The sequence below is a fragment of the Nitrospira marina genome (assembly GCF_059568365.1).
Genome location: NZ_JCANTH010000001.1, coordinates 2415093 through 2432370 on the forward strand (window position 1 = coordinate 2415093; position 17278 = coordinate 2432370).

Annotated in this window: 17 protein-coding genes and 1 tRNA gene; 10 read left to right on the top strand and 8 right to left on the bottom strand. The window is 46.9% G+C overall.

What is annotated here, in order from left to right:
* Nucleotides 1-24 precede the first annotated feature (24 nt).
* The 4 genes from recA to LX98_RS10035 form a co-directional block, all read right to left on the bottom strand.
* The gene (recA, locus tag LX98_RS10020; RefSeq protein WP_496428765.1) at nt 25-1125 is read right to left on the bottom strand and encodes a recombinase RecA; all 1101 of its coding nucleotides are present in this window, start codon (nt 1123-1125) and stop codon (nt 25-27) included.
* A gap of 83 nt (nt 1126-1208) precedes the next feature.
* Nucleotides 1209-1823 carry an RNA 2',3'-cyclic phosphodiesterase gene (gene thpR / locus LX98_RS10025; protein WP_496428766.1) on the bottom strand — a complete coding sequence of 205 codons (615 nt, stop codon included), beginning with the start codon at nt 1821-1823 and terminating at the stop codon, nt 1209-1211.
* On the bottom strand, nt 1807-3087 hold the full coding sequence (locus LX98_RS10030) for a CinA family nicotinamide mononucleotide deamidase-related protein (RefSeq protein WP_496428767.1): 1281 nt from the start codon (nt 3085-3087) through the stop codon (nt 1807-1809). The genes thpR and LX98_RS10030 overlap by 17 nt, the downstream gene beginning before the upstream one ends.
* Nucleotides 3088-3145: 58 nt before the next feature.
* The gene (locus tag LX98_RS10035) at nt 3146-3811 is read right to left on the bottom strand and encodes a hypothetical protein (protein WP_496428768.1); all 666 of its coding nucleotides are present in this window, start codon (nt 3809-3811) and stop codon (nt 3146-3148) included.
* Nucleotides 3812-3998: 187 nt separating this feature from the next.
* Between LX98_RS10035 and LX98_RS10040 the strand changes: the two genes are divergently transcribed.
* The 3 genes from LX98_RS10040 (at nt 3999) to LX98_RS10050 (ending at nt 6536) form a co-directional block, all read left to right on the top strand.
* Nucleotides 3999-4706 (top strand): chlorite dismutase family protein, encoded by a 708-nt coding sequence (locus LX98_RS10040; protein WP_312747172.1) that lies wholly within the window; start codon nt 3999-4001, stop codon nt 4704-4706.
* Nucleotides 4707-5096: 390 nt separating this feature from the next.
* Nucleotides 5097-5312 carry a hypothetical protein gene (locus LX98_RS10045; RefSeq protein WP_312747169.1) on the top strand — a complete coding sequence of 72 codons (216 nt, stop codon included), beginning with the start codon at nt 5097-5099 and terminating at the stop codon, nt 5310-5312.
* Between the two features lie 57 nt (nt 5313-5369).
* A complete protein-coding gene (locus LX98_RS10050) occupies nt 5370-6536 on the top strand; it encodes a hypothetical protein (RefSeq protein ID WP_496428769.1) in 1167 nt (388 codons plus the stop codon).
* A 36-nt stretch (nt 6537-6572) separates the two neighbouring features.
* On the opposite strand, the gene LX98_RS10055 is transcribed toward LX98_RS10050, so the two are convergent.
* Nucleotides 6573-7814: an HDOD domain-containing protein gene (locus LX98_RS10055; protein ID WP_496428770.1), complete on the bottom strand. Its 1242-nt coding sequence runs from the start codon at nt 7812-7814 to the stop codon at nt 6573-6575.
* Nucleotides 7815-8017: 203 nt separating this feature from the next.
* Between LX98_RS10055 and LX98_RS10060 the strand changes: the two genes are divergently transcribed.
* Nucleotides 8018-8093: transfer RNA gene (locus LX98_RS10060), tRNA-Met, on the top strand.
* An 81-nt stretch (nt 8094-8174) separates the two neighbouring features.
* Here the strand turns inward: LX98_RS10060 and LX98_RS10065 are convergent.
* A complete protein-coding gene (locus tag LX98_RS10065; RefSeq protein WP_496428771.1) occupies nt 8175-9140 on the bottom strand; it encodes an ATP-binding protein in 966 nt (321 codons plus the stop codon).
* 382 nt (nt 9141-9522) lie between these two features.
* Here LX98_RS10065 and LX98_RS10070 point away from each other — a divergent pair, with 382 nt between their 5' ends.
* A complete protein-coding gene (locus LX98_RS10070) occupies nt 9523-9837 on the top strand; it encodes a hypothetical protein (RefSeq protein ID WP_496428772.1) in 315 nt (104 codons plus the stop codon).
* Between the two features lie 32 nt (nt 9838-9869).
* Here the strand turns inward: LX98_RS10070 and LX98_RS10075 are convergent, their stop codons facing one another.
* Nucleotides 9870-11363, bottom strand: coding sequence for a methyltransferase domain-containing protein (locus LX98_RS10075; protein ID WP_496428773.1), 1494 nt, complete (start codon nt 11361-11363; stop codon nt 9870-9872).
* Between the two features lie 168 nt (nt 11364-11531).
* On the bottom strand, nt 11532-12887 hold the full coding sequence (locus LX98_RS10080; RefSeq protein ID WP_496428774.1) for a glutamate-5-semialdehyde dehydrogenase: 1356 nt from the start codon (nt 12885-12887) through the stop codon (nt 11532-11534).
* Nucleotides 12888-13298: 411 nt separating this feature from the next.
* Between LX98_RS10080 and rpsB the strand changes: the two genes are divergently transcribed.
* From rpsB to alr, 5 genes are all read left to right on the top strand, one after another.
* Nucleotides 13299-14081, top strand: coding sequence for a 30S ribosomal protein S2 (rpsB, locus tag LX98_RS10085; RefSeq protein ID WP_496428775.1), 783 nt, complete (start codon nt 13299-13301; stop codon nt 14079-14081).
* Nucleotides 14082-14142: 61 nt separating this feature from the next.
* Nucleotides 14143-14739 carry a translation elongation factor Ts gene (gene tsf, locus LX98_RS10090; protein WP_496428776.1) on the top strand — a complete coding sequence of 199 codons (597 nt, stop codon included), beginning with the start codon at nt 14143-14145 and terminating at the stop codon, nt 14737-14739.
* Complete coding sequence (gene pyrH, locus LX98_RS10095; protein ID WP_496428777.1) at nt 14739-15467, top strand: UMP kinase; 729 nt, start codon at nt 14739-14741, stop codon at nt 15465-15467. The genes tsf and pyrH overlap by 1 nt, the downstream gene beginning before the upstream one ends.
* A gap of 14 nt (nt 15468-15481) precedes the next feature.
* Nucleotides 15482-16039, top strand: coding sequence for a ribosome recycling factor (gene frr / locus LX98_RS10100; RefSeq protein WP_312640923.1), 558 nt, complete (start codon nt 15482-15484; stop codon nt 16037-16039).
* A 9-nt stretch (nt 16040-16048) separates the two neighbouring features.
* The gene (gene alr, locus LX98_RS10105; protein ID WP_496428778.1) at nt 16049-17272 is read left to right on the top strand and encodes an alanine racemase; all 1224 of its coding nucleotides are present in this window, start codon (nt 16049-16051) and stop codon (nt 17270-17272) included.
* Nucleotides 17273-17278 lie beyond the last annotated feature (6 nt).

Genomic DNA, 17278 nt, shown 5'->3' on the forward strand with positions numbered 1-17278 from the left:
AGATGATTTTGCCTCCAGGCCAGATCAGTCACGATCCCCTGCTAATTTTTTTGCGTTGGGACTGACCGGCGTGGATGATTCCTCTTGTTTTTGAGGCTCCCCGGAAAGGCCATAGCTGTTTCGTAATTGCGTGTCGATGTCCTGGGCAATATCCGGATTACTTTTCAGAAAGGTTTTGACCGCCTCCCGGCCCTGACCGAGCCGTTCCTCCTTATAAGAATACCACGCTCCAGCTTTATCTACGATTCGACGCTCAACGCCTAAGTCCACTAATTCCCCGACTTTGGAAATACCTTCGGCGAACATGACGTCAAATTCGGCTTGTTTAAAGGGTGGCGCCATTTTATTTTTGACCACTTTCACCCGCACCCGACTCCCCATCACTTCCTGCCCCTCTTTAATCGATTCAATCCGGCGAATATCCAACCGCACTGAAGAATAAAATTTCAAAGCGTTGCCGCCGGTCGTGGTCTCGGGATTACCAAACATCACCCCAATTTTCATGCGAATCTGATTGATAAATACCACCGAAGCTTGAGACTTGGAAATGGCCCCGGTTAGTTTTCGCAAGGCCTGGGACATTAATCTCGCCTGAAGCCCCATATGGGAATCTCCCATTTCCCCTTCGATTTCGGCACGAGGGACCAAAGCTGCAACAGAATCAACGACAATGATATCCAACGCCCCGCTTCGAACCAGCGTTTCGGCAATCTCCAGAGCCTGTTCGCCAGTATCCGGCTGGGCCACCAGCAGATCATCGGTGTGGACCCCTAGCTTTTTAGCATAGGTGATATCCAACGCATGCTCGGCATCGATAAAGGCTGCCGCCCCGCCGGCTTTCTGCGCTTCGGCAATGGCATGCAGGCACAACGTGGTTTTTCCAGACGACTCCGGTCCGAAGACCTCAATGATTCGACCTCGAGGCAACCCTCCGATGCCCAAGGCCATATCAAGCCCGAGAGACCCCGTCGAAATGGCCGGAATATCACGAGGAACGTCTTCTGTCCCTAGCTTCATAATGGCCCCTTTGCCAAATTGCTTTTCAATTTGGGTCAGAGCCAAATCCAGCGCTCGTTTTTTTCCGTCTTTTTGGGTCTCTTTTTGAGGAGCTACGCGTTCTGCCATTGGGTATCCTTTTGTTCAATATTTCTGAGCATGCAAAGTGGCGGCTATCTTACCCCACACTCTTTAACAGGTAAATGCCTAACTTAGATTGAAAAATGTGATCCAGGCTCATTGAATGGCACCGTCCTCAAAGCCGTATATTCCGCACCGGATTGGCTCACCTCACTGCGAAAAAGTGTGATACGGTCAACATGGAGTATCCCAAGGTTCTGAGGTTGCTCCAGTAAGCCGGAATGAGTCAGTACGCCACCAACCTGAGATTGGTCATGTTTGATCCTGGCCAAAGTCAAATGAGGGAAATAGGGCTTGTCCTCAGGAGGAAAGCCTAACGGTTCCACCGCACCTTCGATTCGTGAAACCAGATTGACCAAGGCAGAAATGTCTCCCGTACATCCGATCCACAGTATCCGTGGACGTCGAAGATGCGGAAAAACCCCCAGTCCCTGAACCCCTAATGTGAGAGGAGGCTGATTTGTTCGGAGAGGCTCAATGGCAGTCAAAACCGGTTCCACCATGGAAGCCTCCACATATCCAAGAAATTTCAGTGTGAGGTGTATCGACTCAGGGCGAACCCAATTGACCACTGGTAAGTTTTCTCGCAGCTGACGTTGAAGTTCCACTACTTTCCGACGCAAGTCCGAGGAAAGTTCAACAGCAAAAAAGACTCGCAGCCTCTTTTGATTAGAATACCGCTTCATTGCCGTATCGTCGGATCAAATCCAAAACAGCCTGAGATGACTTCAATGTAATTTCCGCTCGATCCCCATGAAATCTCCAACATTGACTCCGAGGCCCTTGCGGACCATCAATCGCTCCATACACCAGCCCCACTGGCTTGTTCAGAGTCCCTCCTCCAGGACCCGCAATTCCCGTGACTCCAACTCCCACATCGACTCGACTGCGCATTCGAATTCCTTTGGCCATGGCCATAGCTACCTGTGAGCTCACGGCCCCATATCGACGAAGCGTCGAGGCGGGAACTCCCACGAGTTCCCGTTTCGCTTCATTACTATAAGACACGACTCCCCGGTTTACATAACGCGAACTGCCGGGCACGCCAGTTAAACGATGGGCCACTAATCCTCCGGTACAGGATTCGGCGACTGCAATGGTCCAGGAACGGGCTCGTAAGACTTCCCCGACGATTTCTTCCATGGTACGTTCACCTTCCGCAAAGAGCCAGGCGCCTAAACAATCACGGATCTGATGAATCATGTGATCCCTTTCCAGGAGGCTTGGGAATTTTTTCCTTACAGTGAAGGGAGAGCCGTCGAACATCCAACAACTCACCTCTACCGTCACTCCCCTGGGCGAAGCTAAGATACCAAGCTGGAAGCTTCGATTGTCCTTTAAAAAAGGATTCAATTGTGTTTGAACATCCGATTCGGGCACTCCAAAAGTCTGAAATGTATGATGCCAGTAGCGCCTGTTGCTGTTAAATAACTTTCGGAGTATCGGCTGAACCTGAGAAACCATCATAACTTTGGCCTCCCGAGGAACACCTGGTAACGCAATAATGACTGATCGCCCCCTATGCATCAAAAAACCGGGCGCCGTGCCCACGGCATTTTCCAACATCATGGCTCGGGAAGGAAGAAAAGCCTGCCTGGCCAATAGCGGTGTGACCGGTCTTCCAAAGCGTTGATAGTAAGCCTTGAGATTGTCATGGGCTTTTTTTCGTTTGATCAGTGGACATTGAAGCGTCGCGGCAACAGCCTCACGGGTACAATCATCGAATGTGGAACCGAGTCCACCCGTCAAGACGATCACATGAGCGCGCTTCAGCGAGGCACGAAGGGCTTCTTGAATATCACCTTTTTGATCACCAACGGAGATTTTTTTCCGAACCTCAATGCCACACTCAGCGAGAAGATGTGCGACAAATATCGAATTACTATCCAGGCGTCCGCCCAGAAGCAATTCTGAACCCACAGCAATGATGTCAGCATGAAGGGACTTCATGTTCAAAAGATTCAGCCCAATTGTATCAAACACAGTTGTTCACCCATTCCCATGACCCTTAGGGAATGGACGCAAAATCTAGATCAAAGGTCACTTCGCCTCCTGTTCCTGGGAAGGCTTTGACGGTGGTTTGAGCCAAGGCATCAAAAACGTCATAGTTAAAGGACGCCACAATTTTTGCACGATACATGGAAGGGCCTTGGCTTGGGTTGTGCAGCGTCGCTCTGGCATCAAACCGAACACGATCAGGCTTGATCAACCGATCTCCTTGTTTAAGCAAAAGATAACTATCTTTGGCAAAGCTTGGGGAATCCCCAAAAATTATCACCACGACTTGAAGGGATTTTTCATCCAGGACTCGTTGAATATCCTGGGATGCGAGACGTTCTCCTCGAAGAGCAAAATGACTGGACATCACCGCAATTCCATTTAATTTCGTCATAAGAAATCCATGGGCCTGAGGAACCTCATCAGAAGATACACCGAAATGCCAATACAGCCTATTGGGTGGAGTTCGGTTTCGGGCTCCCTCCTGACCATTTTTGATGGCTTCAAGAATTTGAAATTCCGAGGGATGTGGAACAATACCCCACACCGGAGAGGAAACTAAGATGCCCAGCCCCGCTTCCAAAAGCAAAAGAAACCAAAAACCGGCGTCTCTTACCAACCCCAGTAAAGACCCCACATATTGGGAAAATTGTTGAAAAAACAAGATTTGATTCATTGGCTATGACCTAAAAATGTTCTCCCCCCTCAAGATTCAAGTCCTATTCCTGACTCCTCCTATTCCGAATGGATCTTAACAGCCATCACGCCACCTGCTCATTGACAATATTGCAGTAGCGATGTTAAGACCTATTTTTTTAAGTGATTAAAAAAACACGGGTTTTCTTTCCAGGGGAGGTATGATTATGGCTGGTGCCGAAGAGGCTGCCAAACAACAATTTGTCAATTTTGCTTTCTATAAAGTCGATCCTTTGTGGAGACGCCTTCCCAAAGAAGAGCGAGACCTCGGCAAGCAAGAATTTATCCGCGCTGCGGAAGAATATTCCGGCAAAGTCATTGTCGTGCCTTACACCACAACAGGCATACGAGGTGATTGCGACTTTATGTTGTGGCGAATTAGCTATGATCTTGAAATGTTTCAAGAAATGAGTTCAAAGCTTTTGGCTACAGGCTTGGGACGGTACCTTACCACGCCGTACTCATATCTTTCCATGACAAAACGATCTATATACGTCGATCATCACGTGCATGAGGGCCAAGAAAGTCGAAGATTGAAAATCTCTCCTGGCCGCGCGAAATATATATTTGTATATCCATTCGAAAAAACCAGAGAATGGTACCTGCTCACCAAAGCCGCTCGACAAGGCATGATGGATGAACATATCGCTATTGGGCATAAATACCCCTCAGTCAAACTCAATACCACCTATTCATTTGGATTGGATGATCAGGAATTTGTGGTCGCCTTTGAAACCGATTCACCACAGGACTTTCTAGACCTCGTCATGGAATTACGCTCTACCGAAGGCAGCCGGTATGTCAAACGTGATATTCCAATTTTTACCTGTATTATGAAAAGTCTTAAAGAAGCTGTTGAAACTCTCGGAGGGTAATCTCTCTCAATCATTCTCTTAATGCCCTTTAGACCAGCCTACAGACTTCATACAAACATAATCCCTTTTCAGATACCCTTCAATTGAAGGGTATCTGTATGTGCTTATAATTCCAATTTTCCCGATAGATTCAAACTTTTCTCTCTCCGAGATAGGGCTGACGCTTAATGGTGCTCCTGCCGACAGTGCGTACGGATGATTTCATCAGTTACAACAGCGGCATCTTGCCTTACCGATTCTCCCACCTGCAGCGACAAATTTCTTCTAAAATGCATTGGATTTCAGAACCTTTGGTTAACCTCCTTCAAGGCACCCGACCATTTTGACAGGCCTCAAAGAGGTGTGTTATCAAGAAAATCAAAGTCTAATTTTCATTTGGGAGTGTCAGAGATGGAAGGGGAAAAAGATATTCTTTTTGTGCGCCGGGACAAAGATGGCGCGGTAACTTTATATATTGACGAAGATTGGGCCGCAGAACGGGGGGTCGATCCATCGCAATTAGTCAAAATTGAAATTCCCCGAGAACTCTATGCCAATGGAACAGTACAGCAACTAAGAGAATACGCAGCCACATGCCTCGAATCTCTTGATAATGGCACTCCATAAAACTACATAAAACTAAAGGTTGGATTACAAATCTTGTCCTTGAGCTCATAAATAATTATGTCTACAACACTGCGTTTTGAACACATTGAATCAGCCATTCAGGCGCTTCCCACTCAAGGCCGCACCATGCTGGAGCTTCTTTTGTTGCAGTACATGAACCTGAGTTCTGAAGCCATCGACTATATGGTCAGCGATCAACCCGATTCCCGCTTCCTGGCAGGCAATCAGCCAAAAGGAAACCCGCTCTCTCTTGAGGCCGAAAGAAATATCACATCCCGGGCGAACCAGTACAAAGGTTACTACCGACAAAAACGAGAACGCCCGGGAATGCACATTGAATTCCTGACTCAAGCATTGAAAACCATTGATAAATCCATTCAAATTGCAGAACGGTTGCTCATTTCAGAATTTGGATTGGCCCAGAATGTTTTGCAGGATGCTAAAACCCAAGCACCCTCGATTCTACTTCGACAGGAACTCCGGAAGTTACAGCGTGCATGGGATAATCAGGAACTCTCCACGAAGGAATATCAAATACAGCGACTGCTCCTGGAATATCAGGGCTTTTTGCGACGACGTGGGATCTTCAGACGTCGCTTGAAGTTCGCTCAAAATGAATTCATTGCTTCCGGAAACTCCCCGTTAAAGGATCACGAGATTGCTCATGTCTGGGGAATTCCTTTAGGGAGTTTAGTGGCCAGGAAGGTCAAGGCCCTTCAACATTTTCTGACTGAATTACAAAAACACCAGGAAAAACTCTCCGCACCGAATGAGTCCTTGCAACCAATTAACCTCTGGCAAGAAACTCTTGCCCTCCTATCCCAACGTCCTATTGAAAGGTCAATGGTTGAATACGATGGCTTGGAAAAAACAGAGGAAGCGTTACTTGATAAATTACGAGCATTCGTCGACGGAAGCATGTCAGAGCCTGAAGAATCAAAGTTTTGGACAAGCATTACCAAGGTAAATGACACGGAATTCTCAGGAACATGGAAATCCCATGCTCGCTCTATTTTAGCTTTCCAACGATTACACGCTCTGATTAATGATATGGATTTTTCAGATGAAGGGTTGGAAGAAAGCCTACGGATCAAAATTTATCCACAACTCCCTGATGACCAACTGGCCCCTGAATCTGATGATAAGCCTATTGAGCTTAGCGAGAAGGGCTTAGGTGTGCTGAATTATTTCGTAGGAGAACCAGACGACAAACGAAGGGGATAATCCTCGCTTCCAAACCTGCCACCTCATTCTTCTCCGCTATTTTTCATTCCCGGCATGAGTTGTCTTCATGACCTCGTTGGCCCATTCCGTACTGAGAAAATACTCTTGTCGCACCACATGGGGTTCAAAACGACTGTTCTCAATTTGATCCCACTCCCCTCGTTCGTAGGACATCACGCATTTTAAAATTTCCCCTAAACAACCCTGCCCTTCGGTCAGAGCAAGCAGAATTTCAGAAGCAAGAGGAAGGTCTGCCAACAGTTGCTTCATCTCACAATCAAAGTAGGCATCCAATACAGAAAAGAGGCCAACGGTAAAACCTTGGCTGGTAGACTCTCCTTGCAACCGGCTCAAACCTTGACACATTCGTCCCCGGATGAGGGCAATGCGCATCAGCTCGCTTGGCTTTCCACCAGTATGAGCCAGCACCAGTAAGGATGCCCATTGCCGCATGCGTTCGGTGCCTACCATCCCCACGGCTTGTCCAATTGAATTAACCACTCGAGGAAGGCCAACAGACGCAGAGTTCACAAAACGAAGAAGTTTAAGGCTTAGTGACAGGTCATTTTCGACTAATTCCTCAAGATCTTTTATTTGAATATCAGGATCTTGCAATTTGGCCAATAAAAGCACTATCGCCATGCGGTTACCGGAAAGCTTGACTCCCTCCATGATTTGCGGTTTACAAAAAAAGTATCCTTGAAAATATTCAAATCCTTTTTCATAACACAGCGCATAGACTTCTTGATTTTCGACCTTTTCTGCAAGCAATCGAACCGGGTATTGCTTCAACACATCAATTTGCTCAAGAAGCTGATCACTCGTTAATGCTAATATATCCACCTTCACAAAGTCCGCAACATCTAATAATGCTCGATGAGAATCTCGAACGATAAAGTCATCCAACGCAATTTTGTAGCCAAGTTGCCTAGCCCTGAGAAGAGATTGGATGACGATGGGCGTAGGCTCAATGGACTCCAACACCTCAAGAACCACATTGTGATTTGGCAGGACTTCATAATTTTGGCTTAAAAAGAAATTTGCTGTCAGATTGATGAACGCCTGACTCGTCCCAGCAATTTGGTCAATTCCCATCTCTAAAAACGTATTCACCATGACCCTGGCGGTAGCCTCATCCCCGTCAACTACTTGCGCACTATTGCCTTGACCATCTCGATACAGGAGTTCATACCCAAAAACTCCATTTTGACGATCAAAAATAGCTTGTCGCCCAACCAGAACGGATTGCTTGATGTTTGGAGCAGCCGTTGAAGTCATAAAAACCTTCCAAGAAAAATAAATAAGAGTTTTAAAAGTATCTCCACGATCCCTAGGACTTACAAGGATCAAGTAAGGGCGGCTCTCATTGAATCCAGGATGCTGGGCTAAGAAATCCACCTAAAACTTGATCATTTTTCAGAAAAAGATTTGTCCCAAGTTCTCTAGCTATGGTATAGATCTTTTTGTTCAAGGTGAAATACGGCGGTGTAGCTCAGGTGGTAGAGCAGCGGACTCATAAGCCGCGGGCCGGGGGTTCAAATCCCTCCACCGCCACCAAGTTCCTTCTTCCCCTTTGCCTCTCTGATCCCAGAAGAAGCCGAAGGCTCTCTCTCTCTTCGGAAGCATTGGACACAAACGTCACCCAACATGAACGTTTTTGTTTGCATTCAATGAGACATTGACTAATGAAGCGGAATGTCCTCTATCAGGCGACGATTCATTAAATGGCACTTCAATGAATACCGAAGTCCCCTTAGACGGTTGACTGTGAATTTTTAGACGAGCCCCTATCTTCTTTGCCCGATTGACCATAATTCCCAATCCATGTCCCTGAGCCCCGACAAGATCAACTTCAAAGCCCTTTCCATTATCTGACACCTCAATAATTGTGTCTGTAGGCGTCGTCTTTGCAGACACTTGCCCTCGTTTGGCATGCGAATATTGTACGCTATTCCGAACGGCTTCTCGTACAATATGTAACAGTTGGGCACCCTGCTCCCGTGACAGATGATTCTCACAGGAAGGATCAACATAGACCAATATCGGGAATGGGGCTTCTCGACTCAAATCCTCAACAAGAGTCTTAAGAGCCACCTCAAATTTGTTTCCAAGCAAAACTCCTGCCTTGAGATTCTCCAAAAACACCTGGAGCATTTCTGACATTTCCGCCACTTGCTCAATAATGAAGGTGGTGGGACGCCCTACTTCCATAGCCATTTGAATTTTATGCAAGGCGAGGGCTATTCGTTCATGAAAATGCAGAATAATAGCATTTCGTTCATCAATGACGGCTAACAACTCCTTATTGCGTTGAAGAAGATACAGGAATGGAGACAACTGCACGATTCCGCCTAGCAATAATCCCGCGATAACAAAACCAAGCCATGTACTCACAAAATTTAATGGAGGAGGATTGATTTCAAGAAAAGGAATAGATACCCCATAGGTTTTTTGAATGGCCAGGAGCCCAACTGCCGCACTTAAGAGTTTCCACACCAGGGGGTTTTCAGTCGAACGGACCCGACGAAGAAGCAAAAAGACCGTCAACCAATGCATCAGGCAGGTTGCGATCAATACCCAAAACAAGAAGCTTCCACCATCCATCTACCTAAGAGATCCTTCCCTCGTGATACCCGGACATTCCTTCTTCACCTTGTATGAGCCATTCTCTGTTCACTGTGTTTCGTGAAATCCAATGATGTGGGCCATGGCAAGAACAGATCAAGCCACGAAATTTACAATTCTTGCCGGGTGCATTTCATAACCTCACTTTCTTTCTTTGTCGGAAATTTCCCAAGGCATCTTAAGAAAACGGATGCCCAATCACTTTGAGGTAGGCTTTTTGCTTTGACAATAAACTCCAGTCCAATTTCCTTCCCAAGACCCTGCCGCCATGACATGCCGTTAATTCTAGGGTCCTACCTTTGAGGTATTTACCTGTAGGGGTAGGTCAGACAGACTCCTCGCAGTAGGGAGATCTAGTCATATGCGATTTATCCTTATTTTCTTGTCAAGTCTTCTTTTCTGGTCTATGACCATCTCGATTGAGTATGGGAATCGAAATCCCGGCAACACTTCCACAGCGCAAGCCTGTTCAGGAGAAGCCAATGGAGAAGTTTTATTGGATTATCTATACATCGGTAGGATTAAGGGCATAAGGGATAATGGGCACATACTCACTGTTGGCCTCCCATCTGATTGGGCATCCCTCCCCCCAGACGTTCAGCAGGAGACATATGAAGCAGTCACCTGCTATGCAAAAACCCAACAGCGCACACTACAGGTTTTTGAAACGCAATAAAGAACCGGACGAACGACTCAGCTTGAATAAACTCAGGCAGGTGGACCGGGTGGGCGCTGCAGAGACTCTCGATAATATTCATATAGGACCTGAGCCCGTCCTTCATCAATAAGAACGAGCTGTCGTTGATCGAAACTATTGGCGCAATACAGATACGTCAATCGGGTTGTGGTCCCTAACTCAATATGCATTTCTCTTCCCCCACCATCCCGGCAGGTCGTCTCCTGTTGAATGCATTTGGAGGGAAGACCCTCGTAAATGATTTGAGCAGAGGAATGGTGGTTTTCATAGCAAGGCAAGGACGGATCCTCAGGAGCGTGAATCATGTTTCCCCAAAAGTCATGAACCAATTGTTGAAAATCGGATTCGGTTATGTGCGTAACAATTTCAACTAATTGATACAATAAATCCCGATCTGCCTCACCCCCAATAACCAACCCTGTCAAACCAGAAGAATGCTCGCACAAACCCCAAGCTAAGACCTCCTTCCATAGTCCGAAACGAAACATCCAGGAGCCCAAATTGGAATGATCACCAGTAATGCTGGCAATCACGTCATCCTTAACCAGGACCTGCCCCATTCGCTCGGCGGCAATTCCGATACAACGATAAAGTGTTTCGCCTGCTTCCCGATACGGTTCCTCATTCCACTCAAAAGGTTTCACACCATGTGAGAGTCGGGCAACTTCATACAGAGGTCCATCGATCACCTCTTCATCAACTGACCGATATCGGCAGAAAACCGGAGAAGATATGGGAAACACGCCTCTGGCATCTAATGCTCGTTGAAATAAAATTCGTCGACCAAGATTCCAAGTTTTCTCAAAAAGGATCATACGTCCCATTGGCCCTAACGTCCGCAACAAGGCATCTAAGCGTTCCCGTATTCCCGTCAGAACTTCCAGTTGCTCCTGTCGTTGAAGGTCAAAGGCACGTTGAAAGGTGTTCCAGGTTTGGCTTGGAAGCCCTGGCTCCCGTTCCGCCTGAAATAACCCATGAGTCGAAAGAATAAGATCGTAAGTTCCCGAGATCTGCTGTTGTGGCACCTGAGAGACCTCAAAGCGAACATTCCGGATTCCTCGTTTTTCTGCTTCGAAACAAGCTACTTTAATGGATTGAGAGGACCGATCGATTCCTACAAATTCAATGTCAGGATGCTGTTGGGCAAAAAAAATGGTTAGAATGCCAACTCCACAACCAAAGTCCAATACCTGGTTTGCTGGAGCAATCCTGCCACACACAGAGGTTCCAACCGTCAAAAAATAATGGAACCGTTGGGAATACAGAACAGGGATAAAATCCCGACGTGCCAATTCATCATAAAAATCAATGTCGCCTTTTCCGTCTTCACCATCGTCTCGATGCTCGAGTAACCGTTGAAAGTCGCACAATTCCTCTTTGGAAAGAGTCTCTCGTTGCCAGTCATAATATGACGCCTCATCATGAAACTCTCGCAATCCCCATGACAGCAAATACGGGAGAAGCTCCACAGGGTAATCAGAAATTTCTTCCCTTTTATATCCCATAATAAACCAGATTAAGATAATTCCTCTAAAAAATGAATACAGGAAATGTTGGGAAACAAAAGAAACACAGGGATAGAAGAAAGACCACTAACAGGAATGGGGAACGGAGACCTGGGTATATGCACAGCCGACACGAAAGGGCCGGCCATTCATGCTTCATCTGAAAAGCTAGAACTTGGCAGATAACATCATCGCATCCTGGTAGATCTGAGGAACTGGATGTGGCTGTTGAAGTTGTCCAGTTCCCAATACCATATATTTTTCAATCGTGAGCTTCGAGAGAATAAGAGGACCTCGCCCATGCAAACGAGTGCTATTACTCCCGATATCTGGACCAAGACCAAACTGGGGCCCGCCATGAAGACGGGTCGAAGCATTCACCATAACGGCGCTCGAATCGACTTCTCGAACAAAGCGCATGGCTAACTGGTAGTCTCGAGTTACAATAGTATCGGTATGCCCTGGGGCATAGGTCCCAATATGATCGATAGCTTCTTGACTGTCTTTCACCACTTTAATATTCAGAGTTAAGGATTGATATTTCCTCCCCCAATCCGCTTCCTCCGCCGCTTTAATCCCTAAATGCCCGGTCATTTCCAAAATACCCATCATGGAAACCGTTTTAGGACAGCCACACAAAGTCACACGATACTCCTGAAGAAGTCTTCGTGTTAACCCTGGCAATAAATGCCGACAAACGCCCTGATGAACCAAGAGAGTATCCATGGCATTCGCTGCAGATGGCATTTGAAGTTTGGCATTCACCGCAATGGTTTGAGCTAAAGGGATATCGACATCCTGATCGACATAAACATGACACAGCCCCCCCTCAAATCCAATGACAGGAACCCTCGAATGCTCCAAGATCCCATTTCGTAAACCAGCACTCCCTCGTGCAATGACGGTTTGGACATACTGAGGATATCGCACCATTTCCAGGGCCGCCTCTGGGGAACTCCGGTCAAGAAATGTCAGCCCCCCTTTAGGAACACCATTGGACACCGCCGCCGCTTGGAGATAGTGAACAATCGCACTATTAGTGTGAAACCACTCGGTCCCACCACGAAAGACACAGACATTGTTGGTCTTCATGCACATCCCAAACGATTCCGTGGTCATCAAAGGCCCCATATCCGACACCACCGCGACAATACCCAACGGAGAACGGACAGTATGAACCTGCATTCCATCTGGAGTTAGCCAGGCATGACTGGCCTCTCCGATTGGATCAGGAAGAGCTTGCAGATCTAACAATCCTTGGTACATGAGGCGAATCGTGTCTTCTGAAATTCGAATCCGTTCTGACGCCTCACGATGGGCTTGTTGATCGGTTTCCTTAGAAATGCCAGCCAGATCTTTGGCATTGGCCTCCAATATTTCCTGAGTATGATCGACTAAACTCTCAGCCATCGCCTTTAAGACCTGATTTTTCACACTGGAAGACAGGCACGCCATGGGGCGAGCAGCCTCCTTCGCTCCTTTCAAGAGCGCTTGCACATATAATTTGAGAGGTACTTCAACCATCCTTCGCACTCCTTCATTATAAAAATATCTGAATGCGGACTGACTATAGCCATGAAGGCTCACAGAGTCAAAAATAGCATTGATTCAAAAAAGATTTTCCTCAGAACACTTTCAGTTCATTCTACGATCCCTCTCCGAAGCTAAAAGCGCGTTGCATACCCATAAAAATAGTCAGGGTTGAATTATAATTTTCACCTATGCTAATCTCCATTGGTTTAATGGAAAAATATTGAACATCTCTATAATTGCATGAATGTCTCTTCACTTGGAACAGCCTGCCTGATAAGACAATCCACCTCTATTGTCTCCTGCCGGTCCCATTTGAGCCAAATTACTGTTTTGTGTTTCTTTAAAAAATCCACGGTTTTGTGTTAATTCGAATATCTCTGAAAGGGGGTGGGAAGGTCCGTTATGGTCACGATTAAATCGTTATTAGAAGCTGGGGTTCACTTCGGGCATCAAACCAATCGCTGGAATCCGAAGATGAAACGCTATATCTTTGGGGAAAAAAACGGCATTTATATTATTGATCTCCAAATTTCTCTCCAATGCTTTCAAAAAGCCTACGAATTTACCCGGGATACAGTGGCTGCCGGGGAATCCGTCTTATTCGTGGGGACCAAGCGGCAAGCCATGGGTATTGTGGAGGAAGAAGCCAATCGTTGTGGAATGTTTTTTGTTAACCAGCGATGGTTAGGTGGTATGTTAACGAATTTCCAGACACTCCGTCGCAGCATTAACCAACTTAAAAAACTTGAAGCTGCGGAAACCGATGGCACATACGAACGACTCAAAAAGAAAGAAATCGTTCGCATGAAAAAAGAGCAAGCCAAACTGGAAAAATATTTAAGCGGTATTAAAGGCATGAATGATATTCCTGGGTGCATTTACATATTGGACACCAGGATCCAGCACATTACGGTCAAGGAAGCTAATCGCCTTGGCATTCCGGTTATTGCGTTAGTCGACACCAACTGTGACCCTGAAGGCGTAGACTTTCCTATACCCGGTAATGACGATGCCATTCGATCCCTCAAATTATTTACCGGACAGATTGCCGACGCCTGCATAGAAGGTACGGAACTTCGCCGGAAGCGCCAGGAGTCAGTGGCGAATGGCGAAGGGTTTCTTCCCGACAACACCGAGCAAGGTCATCCATCGGTTGTGCCAAACAAGAATACCCAACCTGTCTAAGGATCTTGGGTTCATCTAATAAAACTGAAATTTATACCACTGTCAGTAGGAGAGCATGCACATGTCTAGTTTGAGTGCCTTGGTGAAGGAGTTGCGAGGCAAAACAGGGGCCGGAATCCTTGATTGCCAAAAAGCCCTTCAAGACACAGGAAATGATGTCGAAAAAGCCATCGATCTATTGCGTCAAAAAGGGTTGGCCGCTGCACAAAAGAAAGCAGGCCGAGAAACCAAAGAAGGTATTATTTCCTCGTATATTCATTCAGGATCAAAAATAGGAGTCCTGATTGAAGTCAATTGTGAAACAGACTTTGTCGCACGCAATGAAGAATTTCAAGCTTTCGTTAAGGAAGTGGCTTTACAAATCGCTGCCTCTCATCCTATGTACATTAAACGGGAAGACATTCCGGTGGACTTGATCGAACGGGAAAGGAATATTTATCTCGCACAGATGAAAGAGTCCGGAAAACCCGAAGGGACCTGGGAGAAAATCATCAAGGGGAAACTCGAAAAATACTATCAAGAGCAGTGCCTCTTGGAACAAGCCTTTATTAAGGATCCCAGCATCAGCATTCAAGATCTCCTTTCGCAGAAAATTGGGAAGTTAGGAGAAAACCTCACGATCAGTCGCTTTACACGCTACCAACTCGGCCAGGACTAATGCCCCTCAAATATCGTCGGGTCCTCTTGAAAATTAGTGGAGAAATGCTCGCCGGAGAGCAAACCTACGGCATCCAACCTTCAATTTTACAAAATCTCGCAGCCGAAATTGCCGACGTTCTGACCCTGAAGGTCGAAATGGCCATTGTGATTGGAGGTGGCAACATTTTCAGAGGTCTTGCTGCCAGTGCCTCTGGCATGGAGCGAGCTTCGGCCGATTACATGGGCATGCTCGCTACCTTGCTGAATGCTCTGGCTTTACAAAATGCTTTAGAGAGCAAAGATATCCCTACACGCGTCTTATCGGCAATTGAAATGCGGCAGTTAGCCGAGAGTTACATTCGTCGCCGAGCAATTCGGCATTTGGAAAAAAAGCGCGTGGTGATTTTTGCCGCCGGTACCGGGAATCCCTACTTTACCACCGACACCGCCGCCGCGCTCCGAGCCATGGAAATTGGTGCGGATGTTATCATGAAAGGCACTAAGGTTGATGGCATCTACGACGCGGACCCTATGACGACACCCTCGGCCAAACGCTTCACGGAGTTACCATTTTTATCGGTGCTCAATAAAAGCTTGAAAGTCATGGATGCCACAGCCATTACACTCTGTATGGATAACGATCTGCCTATCATTGTGTTCGATCTGACCTCATCAGGAAATATCAGAAAAATCCTTGAAGGGGAACCGGTCGGCACCATTGTTTCCAAAAATGCGCTTGTCACTTAACGTGGGGAATGATCATGAACGATCCAACCATTCTTAAAACCACGCAGCGAATGGAGGGAGCCATTGAGCACCTCAAGAGGGAATTCATGTCCCTTCGAACCGGTCGCGCCTCCTTGGGATTACTCGACCATATCACCGTTGATTATTACGGGACACCCACTCCACTCAAGCAAGTTGCCAACCTTGCGATTCCTGAGAGCCGACTGATCACCATTCAGCCATGGGATACCTCCCAAATCAGAGAAATTGAACGTGCCATCATTAGTTCAGAGCTTGGCCTCACTCCATCCAATGATGGCAAACTCATCCGGCTTCCCATTCCCCCACTGAGTGAAGAACGACGAAAAGATTTGGTCAAACTCAGCAAAAAATACGGGGAAGAAACCAAGGTACAGATTCGTGGATTTCGTCGGGAAGGCAATGACGAACTCAAACACCTTCACAAAGAAGGCTCACTGACAGAAGATACCCAGCACCGGCTAGAGGCAGAAATTCAAAAACTCACAGATAAATTTATACAGACCGTCGATGATCTCACCAAGAAAAAGGAGGAAGAAATACTCGCGATTTGAGGAATATTTGTGATACCGATTAGGCCACCTTCACCTTCCAATCTCCGACACGTCTCGTCACCGATTACCGTTTCTATCAGTCTTGATGCGTTAACCAGGAATTTCCAACAAATCCGGCAATGGGTCGATCCATCTACAAAAATTCTGGCCGTCATTAAAGCTGACGCCTATGGCCATGGGGCGATTCCTGTGGCTCAGACTCTGGAGCACCTGGGAATCTTTGGATTTGGTGTGGCATCCGTGATGGAAGGGATAACCCTTCGAGAACACCACATTCACTGCCCCATCCTGGTCATGGGGCCTATCCTCCCTCAGCATCTAAACGAAGTTATTCGCCATCAGCTTACTCCGGTGATTTCTCGTGCAGAAATCGTTCAACAACTTATCGAGCTTCTTTTTCCTCGCGCCACCCCATTTCCCATACATCTCAAAGTCGACACCGGATTACACCGACTCGGCTTCGAGGCGGATGAAGCCCTCTCCCTTCTTAACAAACTATCGCTCTCGCCCCCTCTCATTGAAATAGAGGGCCTCTTAAGCCATTTTGCAGATGCCGACAATCAGGATCACACCTTAACCAATCTTCAAATCAAAAAATTTTTGGCCTTTATCGACCAAGCAAAGCAATTGGGAGTCCAACCACCTATACTGCATATGGCCAATAGCGCAGGAATCCTGTTTCATCCAACCGCCCACTTGGGAATGGTCAGACCTGGATTAATGTTATATGGATACGCACCCCCGCAGAAGAATTCGCCCCAATCCCTCACTCTTGAACCGGTGATGCGTGCCACCACATACGTGGCCCATCTCCGGTCTCTACAGCCTGGTGAAATTGTAGGATATAACGCCCTATTCCGTACACGGAGGCCATCTCAAATCGCGGTCCTGCCGGTGGGGTATACCCATGGATTTCCCAGACACCTCACGGGAGTCGGACATGTCCTCATCAAAGGAGAACAGGCCCCCATCATTGGAAAAATTTGCATGGATATGATGATGGTGGATGTCACGGACATTCCGCAGCCAACGGTTGGAGACGAGGTCGTATTACTGGGAAAACAGGGAACACGGGAAATAACAGCTGAAGATCATGCCGGATGGTTGAATACGATTCCCTATGAAGTGTTGTGCGGGATCGGAGGAAAAGCGAACCGGATTTACCTTCCCCCTACACTTGACTCCTCTCCTTCACACACTTCAACGGAGTCAGCCAAAAAAATATTGGAATAACTCCTC